The sequence below is a fragment of the Streptomyces sp. NPDC048419 genome (assembly GCF_043200415.1).
In the GTDB taxonomy this organism is placed as follows: Bacteria; Actinomycetota; Actinomycetes; order Streptomycetales; family Streptomycetaceae; genus Streptomyces.
In genome coordinates this window covers 310034-323579 of record NZ_JBICXT010000006.1, presented here as the reverse complement: position 1 = coordinate 323579, position 13546 = coordinate 310034, and the positions used below count along the sequence as shown (strand labels likewise).

Annotated in this window: 10 protein-coding genes, 4 tRNA genes and 1 other RNA gene; 9 read left to right on the top strand and 6 right to left on the bottom strand. The window is 72.5% G+C overall.

Going from position 1 to position 13546, the window contains the following annotated elements; genetic code table 11:
- The first annotated feature begins 199 nt into the window (after positions 1–199).
- From ACGFYN_RS16700 to ACGFYN_RS16665, 8 genes are all read left to right on the top strand, one after another.
- Positions 200–517 carry an Lsr2 family protein gene (locus tag ACGFYN_RS16700; protein WP_099929933.1) on the top strand — a complete coding sequence of 106 codons (318 nt, stop codon included), beginning with the start codon at positions 200–202 and terminating at the stop codon, positions 515–517.
- Positions 518–643: 126 nt separating this feature from the next.
- Positions 644–715, top strand: a tRNA-Gly gene (locus tag ACGFYN_RS16695).
- An 81-nt stretch (positions 716–796) separates the two neighbouring features.
- Positions 797–869: transfer RNA gene (locus ACGFYN_RS16690), tRNA-Gly, on the top strand.
- A gap of 125 nt (positions 870–994) precedes the next feature.
- Complete coding sequence (locus ACGFYN_RS16685; protein ID WP_393866542.1) at positions 995–1933, top strand: ABC transporter ATP-binding protein; 939 nt, start codon at positions 995–997, stop codon at positions 1931–1933.
- Entirely contained in the window at positions 1930–2709 is a 780-nt protein-coding gene (locus tag ACGFYN_RS16680) for an ABC transporter permease (protein ID WP_393866541.1), read from the top strand. Before ACGFYN_RS16685 ends, ACGFYN_RS16680 begins: the two co-directional genes overlap by 4 nt.
- Positions 2691–3962, top strand: coding sequence for a sensor histidine kinase (locus ACGFYN_RS16675; protein WP_393866587.1), 1272 nt, complete (start codon positions 2691–2693; stop codon positions 3960–3962). Before ACGFYN_RS16680 ends, ACGFYN_RS16675 begins: the two co-directional genes overlap by 19 nt.
- Complete coding sequence (locus ACGFYN_RS16670) at positions 3959–4573, top strand: response regulator (protein ID WP_393866540.1); 615 nt, start codon at positions 3959–3961, stop codon at positions 4571–4573. The genes ACGFYN_RS16675 and ACGFYN_RS16670 overlap by 4 nt, the downstream gene beginning before the upstream one ends.
- 23 nt (positions 4574–4596) lie before the next feature.
- Positions 4597–4669 (top strand) — tRNA-Gly (locus ACGFYN_RS16665).
- A gap of 49 nt (positions 4670–4718) precedes the next feature.
- Here ACGFYN_RS16665 and ACGFYN_RS16660 read toward each other — a convergent pair.
- The 6 genes from ACGFYN_RS16660 to ffs form a co-directional block, all read right to left on the bottom strand.
- Positions 4719–5618 (bottom strand): phosphoribosylaminoimidazolesuccinocarboxamide synthase, encoded by a 900-nt coding sequence (locus ACGFYN_RS16660; RefSeq protein ID WP_393866539.1) that lies wholly within the window; start codon positions 5616–5618, stop codon positions 4719–4721.
- Positions 5619–5774: 156 nt separating this feature from the next.
- Positions 5775–7274, bottom strand: coding sequence for a N,N-dimethylformamidase beta subunit family domain-containing protein (locus ACGFYN_RS16655; RefSeq protein ID WP_393866538.1), 1500 nt, complete (start codon positions 7272–7274; stop codon positions 5775–5777).
- Positions 7275–7483: 209 nt separating this feature from the next.
- Positions 7484–9217: a hypothetical protein gene (locus ACGFYN_RS16650; protein ID WP_393866586.1), complete on the bottom strand. Its 1734-nt coding sequence runs from the start codon at positions 9215–9217 to the stop codon at positions 7484–7486.
- Positions 9218–9582: 365 nt separating this feature from the next.
- Complete coding sequence (gene purD, locus ACGFYN_RS16645) at positions 9583–10833, bottom strand: phosphoribosylamine--glycine ligase (protein ID WP_393866537.1); 1251 nt, start codon at positions 10831–10833, stop codon at positions 9583–9585.
- Between the two features lie 102 nt (positions 10834–10935).
- The gene (locus ACGFYN_RS16640; RefSeq protein WP_393866536.1) at positions 10936–13173 is read right to left on the bottom strand and encodes a DNA polymerase III subunit gamma and tau; all 2238 of its coding nucleotides are present in this window, start codon (positions 13171–13173) and stop codon (positions 10936–10938) included.
- A 57-nt stretch (positions 13174–13230) separates the two neighbouring features.
- An RNA gene (gene ffs / locus ACGFYN_RS16635) (signal recognition particle sRNA small type) lies at positions 13231–13327 on the bottom strand.
- Between the two features lie 72 nt (positions 13328–13399).
- On the opposite strand from ffs, the gene ACGFYN_RS16630 reads away from it, so the two are divergent.
- Positions 13400–13487, top strand: a tRNA-Ser gene (locus ACGFYN_RS16630).
- The last annotated feature ends 59 nt before the right edge of the window (positions 13488–13546 follow it).

Sequence of the window (13546 nt, the reverse complement as noted above, 5' to 3'; positions counted from 1 at the left end):
ACTTGTAGGAAACTACGTGACGCCTGTCACGAGGAGGCGGGAGAGTGTCCACAGGCGAAAAGTTACGGGAAAAATCTGAGATCGATGCCTGATACCTATTGCGCTCGGACACGCGGAAGGATTTAGTCGGGCTTCACATTGCATTGTCGGGCACTGTACAAATGAATTGTCATCGTGCCGCACGAAGGGACCGATATTCGTGGCGCAGAAGGTCGTGGTCACGCTCTTTGACGACATCGACGGCTCGGAAGCGGCGGAAACGATCGCCTTCGGACTCGACGGCAAGTCGTACGAGATCGACCTGAATCAAGCCAATGCCAAGAAACTGCGTAAGGCGCTCGCGCCGTACGTGGAGGCCGGCCGCAAGCGGTCGAAGTCCGGCAGGACCTACCGGCAGACGGAGGTCGCTCCCGACCCGGCAGCCGTCCGCGCCTGGGCCCAGGCCAACAAGATGGACGTCCCGGCCCGCGGCCGGATCCCCAAGAAGGTGTACGAGGCGTTCAGCGCGGCGCAGTGAGCCTTGCCCGACAACAGGTCACCGGCCCCTCGGGAGAACCGACTTGCGCTGCACCCCTCCTGGTCAGTTAGAGTCTGGAGCACGCCGAGGGGCGAGGCAGAAAAGGCCGAGGCCCACGGAGTACGTGCGGGTGTAGTTCAGTAGTAGAACATCCCCCTTCCAGGGGGAAGGCGCAGTGTGCAATTCCTGTCACCCGCTCTGCACCGCCGGTCCGAGCCACTCTTGTGGATCAGGTAGGCTGGTGCTCGCGCCGATCGGTGGGAGCCGGTCGGAGGCAATGCGGACGTAGCTCAGTTGGTAGAGCGCAACCTTGCCAAGGTTGAGGTCGCGAGTTCGAGCCTCGTCGTCCGCTCAGGAGTAAGACCCCGGTCCTCACGGACCGGGGTCTTTTTCGTGTGCGCCGCTTCTGACATTTGTCATGCCGGGCGATGACAGCGCGCACTGCTGCCGGCCTCCGTTCGCCGGGACGCTGAAGTCATGGACACGAACGAACACGAGCACGTGATTGAGGTCACCGACCTGCGGCGTGTGTACGGGGGCGGGTTCGAGGCGGTGCGCGGAATCACCTTTTCCGTGAGCCGCGGCGAGATCTTCGCGCTGCTGGGCACCAACGGCGCGGGCAAGACGTCGACCGTCGAACTGCTGGAAGGACTCGCCCGCCCCGCCGGCGGGCGGGTGCGCGTGCTCGGCCACGACCCGTACGAGGAGCGCGGCGCCGTACGGCCGCGGACCGGCGTGATGCTCCAGGAGGGCGGATTCCCCTCGGAGCTGACCGTCGCGGAGACCGCGCGGATGTGGGCGGGGTGCGTGAGCGGGGCACGGCCGCAGGAGGAGGCGCTGGCGCTCGTCGGGCTGACGGGGCGGGCCGGCGTGCGGGTCAAGCAGCTGTCCGGGGGTGAACGGCGGCGCCTGGACCTGGCGCTCGCCCTGCTCGGAAGGCCCGAGGTGCTGTTCCTGGACGAGCCCACGACCGGCCTGGACGCCGAAGGGCGCCGGGACACCTGGGAGTTGGTGCGTGCGCTGCGCGACGCGGGGACGACCGTGCTGCTCACCACGCACTACCTGGAGGAGGCGGAGAACCTCGCCGACCGGCTGGCGATCCTGCACGAGGGGCGCATCGCGGTCACCGGCACCCCGGGCGAGGTGACCGCCGGCCGGCCCTCGCGGATCTCCTTCCGGCTGCCCGCCGGCTACTTCCTCGGGGACCTGCCGCCGCTCGGCGAGCTCGGCGTGTGCGGACACGAGGTGGACGGGAGTCTCGTACGGCTGCGCACAAGGGAGTTGCAGCGGGCGGCCACCGGGCTGCTGGTGTGGGCCGAGCGGGCCCGGGTCGAGCTGCACGGGCTCGACGTGCGGTCGGCCTCGCTGGAGGAGGCGTTCCTGGGGATCGCGCGCGAGCAGGAGGTGGCGGCATGAGTTCCCTCGTCCTCGCTCCCGCCGGACGGCGGCTGAAGGCGCTGGCCCGGGCCGAGCTCACCCTGCTCGGCCGCAACCGGGGCGCCCTGGTGACGGCGCTGCTCGTGCCGCTCGCGCTGCCGTTCAGCGTGCGGCCCGCCCTCGACCAGATCGACCTGAAGGCCGAGGGGCTGAGCATCGGTACGGTGATGCTGACGGCCGCGATCGGGTTCTCCTTTCTCTTCGCCGTCTACACATCCCTGGTGAGCGCCTACGTCGCCCGTCGCGAGGAGCTCGTCCTCAAGCGGCTGCGCACGGGCGAACTCGGCGACCCGGAGATCCTTTCCGGCACCGCGCTGCCGGCCGTCTGCATCGGCCTGGCCCAGGCCCTTGTGCTCTCCGTGTGCTGCGTGGTGCTGCTCGACGCGGGGGCGCCCCGGGCGGTGTATCTCACCGTCCTCGGTGTCCTGGCGGGTCTGGTGCTGTGCGCCGCGCTCGCCGCGGTCACGGCCACCCTCACCAGGACGGTGGAGAGCGCCCAGATCACGGCGCTGCCGCTGGTGCTCGTGTCCATGGTGGGCTCGGGCATCGCGATCCCGACGGAGGTCCTGCCGGACAGGCTGGCGTCCGTCTGTGAACTTCTGCCGCTCTCCCCGGCGATCCGGCTGGTCCGGGGCGGCTGGACGGGGCAGCTCAGCGGCTACGAGGTGCTCGGCGCCGTCGCGACCACGGTGGCCTGGACCGTGCTCGCGGTGTTTGCTGTACGCCGGTGGTTCCGCTGGGAACCGCGGCGCTGACGAACGGGGAGAGCGTGGTGTTCGGGCGGATACGGGGCTGGAAGCGGCGCCACTGGGTCGAGCGGAGCAAGGCCGAGCGGGTCGAGTTCCAGACCGTGCTGACCTGGTATGCCACCACCTGGTTCTTCTCCCTGTGCTGGCTGGCGATGCCGCTGGTGGGCGGGCTGGAGTGGCGGCCGGTGCCGCTGGCCGTCGGCGGGCTGCTCCTGGTGGTGGGCGCGCTGCAGTGCGCGGAGGCCAACCGGCTCACCCGGCCCGTGCTCGACCGCTATCTGGGGCGCGCCGAACTCCCGCCCGGGGCCCTGCGCCCCGCCGCCGTCCTGCTGGGGTTCGCGCTGGCGCTGACCCTGGCGCTCGCCATGCTGGACGGCGCCCAACCGGCCGCCGTCCGGCTCGCCGTGGGCGCCTCACTGCTGCCGTTCGGGCTGCTGTACGGGCTGGTCACGCCCGTGCAGGTGTTCCTGCGTCATTCGGCCGTGCTCGCCGTGGTGCTCATGGTCGCGTTCGGCTGGACCGATCCCGAACCCGCCCCGGTCCTCATGCTCGGCGTCCTGACCGTCTTCGGTGCGCTCTTCTCGCTGCTCGCCTGCCGCTGCGGCGCCTGGACGCTGTCCGTGCTGTGGGAGGCGGAACGGTCCCGCGAGGTCGAGGCCCGGCTCGCCGTCGCCGAGGAACGGCTTCGGTTCGGGCGGGACCTGCACGACGTGATGGGGCGGAACCTGGCCGTCATCGCGCTCAAGAGCGAGCTCGCCGTGCAGCTGGCGCGGCGCGGGCGGCCCGAGGCCGTGGACCAGATGATCGAGGTGCAGCGGATCGCGCAGGAGTCCCAGCGGGAGGTGCGGGATGTCGTACGGGGCTACCGGGAGGCCGATCTCGGCGTCGAACTCGCCGGTGCGCAGGGGGTGTTGAGCGCGGCCGGGATCACCTGCGCGATACGAGGGGAGACCGGCGGGCTGGCTGCCGAGGTGCAGTCGGCGCTGGGATGGGTGGTGCGGGAGGCCACGACCAACGTGCTGCGCCACGGGGACGCCGCGCAGTGCGACATCGCACTGACACGGGACGAGGGACGCGTGGTACTGACCGTGGAGAACGACGGAGCCTGCGACACCGTGGCCGGCGGCGGGTCCGGGCTGGCCGGGCTGCGGGAGCGGCTCTCGGCGGTGGGCGGGGCGCTGGAGGCGGGGCCGGCCGGCGGGAACCTCTTCCGAGTGGTGGCCGAAGTACCGCTGAGCGTGCGGGAGGTCACCGCATGACCGGCACCGTACGCCTGCTGCTCGCCGACGACGAGCACCTCATCCGGGGCGCGCTCGCCGCGCTGCTCGCGCTGGAGGACGACCTGGTGATCGTCGCCGAGGCGGCGAGCGGGCCGGAGGCGCTGGCCATGGCGCGGGCGCACCGGCCGGACGTGGCCGTACTCGATCTGCAGATGCCGGGCGCCGACGGTGTGAAGGTCGCCACATCCCTGCGGTCCGAACTGCCGGGCTGCCAGGTGCTGATCGTCACCAGTCACGGGCGGCCCGGGCACCTCAAGCGGGCGCTCGCGGCGGGGGTGCGCGGATTCGTCCCGAAGACGGTGAGCGCGCAGCGGCTCGCGGAGATCATCCGCACGGTGCATGCCGGGAACCGTTATGTCGACCCCGAGTTGGCCGCCGATGCCATCGCCTCCGGCGACTCCCCGCTGACCGCGCGGGAGGCCGAGGTGCTGGAACTCGCCGCCGACGGGGCGCCCGTCGCGGAGATCGCCGAGCGGGCCGCGCTGTCCCAGGGGACCGTACGCAACTATCTGTCGTCGGCCGTCTCGAAGCTCGGGGCGGAGAACCGGCACGCGGCCGTGCGGCTCGCTCGGGAGCGAGGTTGGGTATAGTTGGCGTCGCGCCACGGCGCACTGCGGACGTAGCTCAGTTGGTAGAGCGCAACCTTGCCAAGGTTGAGGTCGCGAGTTCGAGCCTCGTCGTCCGCTCCGCGGAAGAAGGCCCCGGTCCTCATGGACCGGGGCCTTCTTCGTGTCGCTAGCTCCAGGGCGTGCCCGTCAGACGCTCGTACGCCTCCACGTACTTGGCGCGCGTCGCCTCCACGATCTCCTGGGGGAGCTCCGGCGGCGGCTGCTCGCTCCGGCGGTCCCAGCCGGAGGCCGGCGAGGTCAGCCAGTCCCGCACGAACTGCTTGTCGTACGACGGCTGCGCGCGGCCCGGCGACCACTGGTCGGCCGGCCAGAAACGGGAGGAGTCCGGGGTGAGGACCTCGTCGGCGAGGATGAGGGTCTCGCCCTCGAAGCCGAACTCGAACTTGGTGTCCGCGAGGACGATGCCGCGGTCGCGGGCGATGTCGCGGGCGCGGGTGTAGACGGCGAGGGTCGCCTGCCGCAGCCGGGCGGCGGTGTCGGCGCCGACCTGACGGGCGACCTCCTCGTAGGAGACGTTCTCGTCGTGCTCGCCGACCGCGGCCTTGGTGGCCGGGGTGAAGATCGGGGCGGGGAGCTCGCTGCCGTCGACCAGGCCCTCGGGCAGGGCGAGGCCGCAGACCGTGCGGGAGGCGTCGTACTCGACCAGGCCGGAACCGGTGAGGTAGCCGCGGGCCACACACTCGACCGGAACCATCTGGAGCGACTTGCAGACGGTGGTGCGGCCCGCCCAGTCCGCGGGGGCGCCGGCCGGCAGCTCGGTGCTCAGGACGTGGTTGGGCACCAGGTCCGCGAGCTGGTCGAACCACCACAGGGAGAGCTGGGTGAGGATGCGGCCCTTGTCCGGGATCTCGGTGGGCAGCACCCAGTCGTACGCGGACATGCGGTCACTGGCGACCATCACGAGGTCGCCGGCCTCGTTCTGGTACAGCTCGCGCACCTTGCCGGTGTGCAGGTGCACCAGGCCCGGAACCTGAATCGGCTCGGGCTTTTCTACGAATCCGGACACGGTTCCTCCCCGTGGTTGAACAAAGGGGGCGCCCGAAGGGCTCGAGCAGGGTGGTGGTGGGTGACGGGCGGGCCAACGGCTCGATTCTCCCTTATGCCGGAGATCGGTCTTGGTGGGGGGTGGCTGAGGTCGGGGCGGTGACGTGGGCCCACGGGCTCAGTCACGTTTGCAGATGCGGTCCAGCAGGTTCGCGGTGGCGCGCTGGACGCGAGCGTCGACGTGGCCCGGGCGGTCCAGGGACGGGGACCAGGCGAACGTCCCGGAGGCGAAGACCAGGGCGCCGGAGGGCGCACGGTACAGCGACGTCTCCTGGTGGCGCAGGACGCCCTCGGCGTCCGTGTACGGCGAGTGGGCGAGCAGGATGCGGTCCTCGTGCTCGGGCAGCGGGGTGCGCGGGAAGTAGCGGTCCGCCTCGCCGGCGACCAGGCCCTCGATCCGGTCGCCCTCGTGGGCGCCGGTCGCCTCCCACAGCCAGTGCTCGGCGTTGCGGACGATCAGGGGGTGCGGCTCGGGGACCCGGCCCGCGTACTGGATGCCGACCAACTGCTGCTCGGGGCGGTCGACTTCGCGCCACAGCACGGGTTTGCCGGGGCCCCTGCGCTTGCGGCAGGTGAGCAGGCGGTCGGGGACGCCTGAGGGGGACGGGCCCAACTCGACCTGCCAGTACATGGCGTTGGCGGACAGGAAGACGAGCGAGGTGCCGTGCTCGCGGGCGAGCTCCACGGTGCGGCGCATGTTCACCGACCAGTACTCGTCGTGGCCGGGGAAGACCAGGCCGCGGTAGCGCGTGGGGTCGACCTGTCCGGCGTGCAGGTCGCGGGCGTCGGCGTAGGCGATGTCGTAGCCGTAGCGCTCGGCCCAGCGGATGAAGTCGTAGGCGTGGCCGACGTGGAGGGGGAGGCCGGCGCCGGCGTACGGGCGGTCGAAGGAGACCGTCGTCGCCGCGTCGGACTCGCCGAGCAGGCGGCCCTGTTCGTCCCAGGCGTGGTAGAGGCTCGCGCCCGTGCGGCCGTCCTCCGGGTAGAGGTTGTAGGCCTGCCAGGTGACGTCGGGCAGGAGCAGGAGCAGGTCCGCGGGGTGGTCGGCGCGGACCGTGAAGGGGATGTGGGAGCGATAGCCGTCGGCGGTGGTCAGGACGGCGACATACGCTCCGATGCTCCAGTACGACGGGATCTGCAGCCGCCAGGACAGCCACCAGTGGTGGCAGGAGACCGTACGGTCCGCCGTGAGCGGCGCGGGCTGGACGATACCGGAGAGCCGGGGGCTGGTGGTGATCTTCGAGGCGCCGTCGCCGCCGTAGTGGCCGATGCGGTAGATGTCAACGCTGAACTCCTGCGGCGGGTCGACCGTGATGTGGAAGTCGACGGCCTCGCCGGGGGCGACCGCGCCGGTGGAGATGAAGCCCTTGATCTGGCGGCGGACGTCGTCCGCGGATCGGGGCCCGCCGGAGGCTCGCGGGGACGGGACGCGGGGGGTGTACGGCGCGTCGGCCGCGGACGGCTGGGGCGGGTCCACGTACCAGGGGACCATCTGGCCGGTGTCGCCGAAGTACGTCTCACCGCCGCGCAGCCAGGGGAGGGGGCCCTGGCCGAAGGGGTCGGTCACCGCGTGCGCGAGCGCCCCGGATTCCCAGCGGCGGATCTGCTCCGGCCCCATGGTCGCTCCCTCCCTGGATCCCCCGTGGTCGCGTGTCGTGTGCCTGTCCCGTGCGGAATCGCGTGCTCGTCACGTGCGCATCGTGTGCGCGTCGCGTGCCGCAAGCCTTTGCCATGTGCCCGATCGGTCCCAGCACATCACATTGCGCACCCATGCGGTCACTATTCGTTGCGAATTGGCCGAAAGTGGAATGCGGCCTTCCGCTACGGTCACACCAGCCGGACGGGCTTCTCGGGCCGTATCCCGGACTCCAGCAGCCAGGACCGCAGGGGTGCCGGATCCCCGTCCTCCACGAGGCTGAGGACCCGGGGGGTCAGATCCGTGGCCCGTTCGCCGTTGACGAGGAGCGACGGGCCGTCGAGCCAGTCGAGGCCGGGGGCCGCGCCCGCGGTGTCCATGGCGGCGCAGCAGACCATCGCCGTGACGTGGTCGGTCAGCAACTCGCGGGAGCTGCGCGGCGGTTGGAGCGGGAAGAGGGGGAAGGTGCCGTCGTCCCAGATGGCCGGAGCCGCCGGCGGCTCGGCCGGGGTGGGCGCCTTTTCGCGGGCCAGCTCAGCGGTGAGGCCTGCGGCGAGGGGGGCGAAGTGGGGGTTGCTGGGCGCGGGTTCCTCGTCCTCGGCTTCGCCTTCGGACGGTGCGAGCGTCTCGCCGTCGGCGGCCGCGCGTTCCTGCGGCTGAGCGCCCGTGACCGGCGTCGACAGGTGGTCCAGGATGCGGGAGAGCGTTGCGCCGTCGGGCGTACGGCTGACGCCGACCGTGTCCAGGACCCGGTGGAGGCGGGCGGCGTCGGTGCGCCATTTGCGGTCGACGATCTCCTCCGGGTACTCCTCCCAGTTCACCGGGGACCAGTCGGGGCCGGGGGTGGCGGGGCCGCCGTGGAAGAGGCGGGCGGCGAGGAGGGAGGCCGCCTCGTCCACCGTGCCGGGCTCTTCGAGCAGGTCGCAGGCGGGGCGCTCGCCGAGGCGGGAGGCGAAGCCCTCGGCCAGGCGGTCGCGGCGGGAGAGTTCCGTGAGCGCGGCCACGACGCCCGCGTCCAGCCGGGCGGGCCAGCGGCCCATCCGCCAGGCGGGCAGCGCGACCCGGGTGAGCAGACGGTCCCAGCCCGCGTAGGCCAGCCCCACCTGTTCCTGGGCGACGATCCTGAGGCCGTAGTCCACAGCCTGTGCCCGCTCGGAGGCGGCGGCCGCGACGCCCCGCTCCATCAGGGTCGCGTGCTCCTGGCAGCTGTGCAGCAGCAGCCGGGCCACCCGGCCGACGCCCGCGCACACCAGCCGGGTCATAGGGCAGCGGCCGGGCGTCGAGGCGACGGCCACCGCGGCGTCCAGGCCCCGCACGAAGCGGCGGGCCGCGGCTATGTCCGGGTGCGCGGAGGGGCCCGTACCGGCGACGACCGGAGCGAGGACCGCGCGCAGTTCGCCGACGCGCATCCACCACAGGAAGGGCGAGCCGATGACCAGGACCGGGGCGGCGGTGCCGCGGCGGTGCGGGGTGTGCGCGCCCGCGAGCTCGTCATGGCGGTTCTCGGACGGGGGCGGGCCGTGGGCCGGATGGGTGCGGTCCTCCAGCCAGCTGTCGCAGTCCGGGGTGAGCGCTATCGCGGAGGGCGCGGGGACGTCGAGCCGGTCGGCGAGGTCGCGCACCATCCGGTACAGGTCCGGGGCGGACTCCTCGGCGATCGCGACCGTCGGGCTCACGGCCGGGCGGGCACGGGCGACGATCAGGGCTATCGCACAGGCCGCGAGCAGCACGAGCACGGCGACGGGCGTCACCGCCCAGCGGGCCACGTGCCAGGCGGGCCCCACCAGATGGCCCGTGGAAACGCCGGCCAGCAGCACCACGGCGACCGCCGCGGGCAGCAGGGCGACGGCAAGCGCCCGGCTGCGGATGCGCAGCACGGCGAGGGCCCTGGAGCGCGCTGCCTGCGCGCCCGCCTCCACACCCATTCCGCTACCGGTCACGACCGGACCTCACCCCCTCCCCCGCTGTATTGGATCCCCTGCAGTCCTGGCGTTGCTCACTCCCCCACTGTGGCACCCGCCCCTGACATCGCAATGCCGGTGGGCCAAGTGCCGGACCGCTTGCGCCGCACCATAGTTGGGGGCCCGGGTCCCGTCAGCCGGTTGGGCGAGCGGTCACTCGATGGAATGGCTTTGGTCAGAGGTGGGTGACGGACAGCGAGGATCAGGCCCGTGTTCTTGACTTGAATTCCAACTCGGTTCCATCGGTTTCCAGGGGGACCGGGACAGCATCAGGCCCCCGATCCCAAGACGGTTCGGGGGCCTGCGCGGTTCAGCCGGGCCAGATGCCGTCAGGCACCCGCCGCCTTCGCGGCGATGTCCGTACGGTGCTGGGAGCCGTCGAGCCGGATGCGCGAGACGGCCTCGTAGGCGCGGTCGCGGGCCTCGGTGAGGTCCTTGCCGGTCGCCGTGACGGACAGCACACGGCCGCCCGCGCTGACGACCGCGTCGTCCTCGCGCCTGGTGCCGGCGTGCAGCACGTACGCGTGCGGGGCGTCCTCGGCGGCCACCTCGTCGAGGCCGGTGATCGGGTCGCCGGTGCGCGGGGTGGCGGGGTAGTTGTGCGAGGCGACGACCACGGTGACCGCGGCGTCGTCGCTCCAGCGCAGGGGCTCCAGGTCGGCCAGGGTGCCGTTCGCGGCGGCGAGCAGGACGCCGGCCAGCGGGGTCCGCAGGCGGGCGAGGACCACCTGGGTCTCGGGGTCGCCGAAGCGGGCGTTGAACTCGATGACCCGCACGCCGCGCGAGGTGATCGCGAGACCGGCGTAGAGCAGGCCGGAGAACGGGGTGCCGCGGCGGCGCATCTCGTCGACGGTCGGCTGCAGGACGGTCTGCAGGACCTCCTCGACCAGCTTCGGGTCGGCCCACGGGAGCGGGGAGTACGCGCCCATGCCGCCGGTGTTCGGGCCCTCGTCGCCGTCCAGGGCGCGCTTGAAGTCCTGGGCGGGCTGGAGCGGGACGACGGTCTCGCCGTCCGTGATGGCGAAGAGCGAGACCTCGGGGCCGTCGAGGAACTCCTCGATGACCACGCGGTCGCAGGAGTTGGCGTGCGCCTTCGCCGCCTCGATGTCGTCGGTGACGACGACGCCCTTGCCGGCGGCGAGGCCGTCGTCCTTGACCACGTAGGGGGCGCCGAAGGCGTCGAGGGCCGCGTCGGCCTCGTCCGGGGTCGTGCAGACGTAGGAGCGTGCGGTGGGGACCCCCGCTCCCGCCATGACGTCCTTCGCGAAGGCCTTGGAGCCCTCCAGTTGCGCCGCCTCCCTGGCGGGGCCGAACACCGGGATGCCCGCCTCGCGCACGGCGTCGGCGACTCCGGCGACGAGGGGTGCCTCCGGGCCCACGACCACCAGCTCGGCACCGAGCTCGGTGGCCAGCGCGGAGACGGCGGCGCCGTCCAGCGCGTCGACCCGGTGCAGCTCGGCGACCTCGGCGATGCCGGCGTTGCCGGGGGCGCAGTGCAGCGCGGTGACGTCGGGGTCGAGGGACAGGGAGCGGCACAGGGCATGTTCGCGGGCGCCGTTACCGATGACGAGGACCTTCACGGGGGTCAGCCTAGCTGGCGTTCCCGCCGAGCTTTGAGGGGCGGCTTTGCTGTGCGTTCCTCCAAGTGCCGCTCGGCGTCGCCCGCTCCCGTGGGGAGCCCCCTACTCGTTCGTGAACTCCTCGACCACCGTGGCCCCCAGCTCCCGCACGATCAGCTCGTGGCCGGACATGGCCGACTCGTTGAGGTCCGGGTCGTCGTCCTCGGGGATGTCGTCCTCGATGGAGACCGGCGGGGGCTCCGGGGCGGCCGGACGCGGCGCGGGAGTGGCCACGGGCGGCGTCGGGGACGGTGACGCGGGTGCGGGGGAAGAGGCGGGTGAGGGGGCGGGGCGCTGTGCGGGCGCACCGCCGTAGCCACCCGGACTGCCGCCGTCGTAGCCGCCGTTGGACGGGGCGGACGGCGCGGGGACGGAGCCGCCGGACGGGTCGACGAAGGCCTCGATCTTCCACTGGACGTTGAACTGCTCGGACAGGCACTGGCGCAGTACGTCCTCGCTGCCGCTGCTCGCGAAGTTGTCGCGGGCGCCGGCGTTGACGAAGGCGAGCTGGAGGGTCGTGCCGTCGAAGCCGGCCACCTGCGCGTTCTGACTCAGCAGGATCCAGGTGAAGCGGCGGCGGTTCTTGACCGCCTCCAGGATGTTCGGCCAGAGCATGCGGGGGTCCAGGCCGCCGCTCTGAGGCGGGGCGGACGTGGGTGCGGGCGCCGCCTGGGGGGCGGGCGCCGCGGGCGCGGGCGCGGCGGCAGCGGGGCGGGCGGTGCCCGCCGGAGTCGCCGTGGGCCAGCCGCCGGGACGCCGGCCGCCACCGGCCGGGGCGGCGGTGGGCCAGGCGCCGGGGGCGGAGGGCGCGGGCGTGGACGGTGCGGGCGTGGAGGCAGGCGGGGCCGCGGGCGCCTGCGGGGCGGCGGGCTCGGCGGGCTCGGCGGGTGCGGCGGTTGACGCGGCGGTGGGTACGGCGGCCGCGGGCGGTTCACCGGTCCGCGTGGCCGGGCCGGGGCCGGCGGTCATCGGCGGGGCGCCGCCCGGTGCCCCCCCGGTCCGTACCGCCGCGCGGGCCGCGGCGGGTCCGGCGCCCGGCGGGACCGGCTCGGCGGCCGGGCCGGGAGCGGGCACCGCCACGCCGTGCGCCTCGGGACCGGGCACGTATCCCATCGCGGGCGCGGCGGCGGCGCCGGAGAAGTTCACGCCCCGCTCCAGGCGGTCGAGGCGGGCCATCACGGCACGCTCGTCGCCGTAGGCGGCGGGCAGCAGGACGCGGGCGCAGATCAGCTCGAGCTGGAGGCGGGGCGAGTTGGCGCCGCGCATCTCGGTCAGGCCCTCGTTGAGGAGGTCGGCGGAGCGGCTGAGCTCGGCGGCGCCGAAGGTGCTCGCCTGGGCCTGCATCCGCTCGATGACGTCGGTGGGGGCGTCGATCAGCCCCTTCTCCGCGGCATCCGGTACGGCGGCGAGGATCACCAGGTCGCGCAGTCGCTCCAGCAGGTCGGCGACGAAGCGGCGCGGGTCGTTGCCGCCTTCGATGATGCGGTCGACGACCTCGAAGGCGGCGGCGCCGTCCCCGGTCGCGAAGGCCTCGACCACGGAGTCGAGCAGCGAGCCCTCGGTGTAGCCGAGGAGGGAGGTGGCCATGGCATACGTCACACCGTCCGCCCCCGCGCCGGCGAGCAGCTGGTCCATGACGGACATGGAGTCACGCACGGAGCCCGCACCGGCCCGGACCACGAGGGGCAGCACGCCGTCCTCGACCGGGATCTCCTCCCGTCCGCACACCTCCCCCAGGTAGTCCCGCAGGGTCCCGGGCGGGACCAGCCGGAACGGGTAGTGGTGCGTACGCGAGCGGATCGTCCCGATGACCTTCTCGGGCTCGGTGGTCGCGAAGATGAACTTGAGGTGCTCCGGCGGCTCCTCGACGACCTTCAGCAGCGCGTTGAAGCCGGCCGACGTGACCATGTGGGCCTCGTCGATGATGTAGATCTTGTAGCGGCTGGCGGCGGGGCCGAAGAATGCCTTCTCGCGCAGCTCACGGGCGTCGTCCACACCGCCGTGAGAGGCCGCGTCGATCTCGATGACGTCGATGGAACCCGGCCCGTTCCTCGCCAGGTCCTGGCAGGACCGGCACTCACCGCAGGGCGTCGGCGTCGGCCCCTGCTCGCAGTTCAGGCAGCGCGCCAGGATCCGGGCGGAGGTCGTCTTGCCGCAGCCGCGCGGACCGCTGAACAGGTACGCGTGGTTGACCCGGTTGTTCCGCAGCGCCTGCTGCAGCGGGTCGGTTACATGCTCCTGCCCGATGACCTCGGCGAACGACTCCGGGCGATAACGGCGGTACAACGCGAGAGACGACACGCATACGAGGTTATAGGCGCGCACTGACATCCAGTCCCGGCCGAACCCGCCCGGGAACGCAGACGCCCCCCACGCACCCGCCAGAGCCGACCTACCCTTGCTGCCTTCCGGCCCTGGGGGAGTTCAGTCAGATAGCGCCGCGTGAGGGGCTGCGCACAGAGTACCTGATCGCGGTGGGTGGGAACGAGTTCGCTAGCACTCCTCTCGGTCATGTAATGTTTCCGGCGGAGGATTCGCCTAGAGGCCTAGGGCGCACGCTTGGAAAGCGTGTTGGGGGCAACCCCTCACGAGTTCGAATCTCGTATCCTCCGCCAGTGCCTCACCGGGCACGATGTCGAAGGGCCCCACCGCAAGGTGGGGCCCTTCGACGTTG

What these genes read in the sequence shown, in the direction of transcription:
- ACGFYN_RS16685 (WP_393866542.1), top strand. Translation starts at nt 995, where the DNA reads ATGGACACGAACGAACACGAGCACGTGATTGAGGTCACCGACCTGCGG.
- ACGFYN_RS16680 (WP_393866541.1), top strand. Translation starts at nt 1,930, where the DNA reads ATGAGTTCCCTCGTCCTCGCTCCCGCCGGACGGCGGCTGAAGGCGCTG.
- ACGFYN_RS16670 (WP_393866540.1), top strand. Translation starts at nt 3,959, where the DNA reads ATGACCGGCACCGTACGCCTGCTGCTCGCCGACGACGAGCACCTCATC.
- ACGFYN_RS16655 (WP_393866538.1), bottom strand. Translation starts at nt 7,274, where the DNA reads ATGGGGCCGGAGCAGATCCGCCGCTGGGAATCCGGGGCGCTCGCGCAC.
- ACGFYN_RS16650 (WP_393866586.1), bottom strand. Translation starts at nt 9,217, where the DNA reads ATGGGTGTGGAGGCGGGCGCGCAGGCAGCGCGCTCCAGGGCCCTCGCC.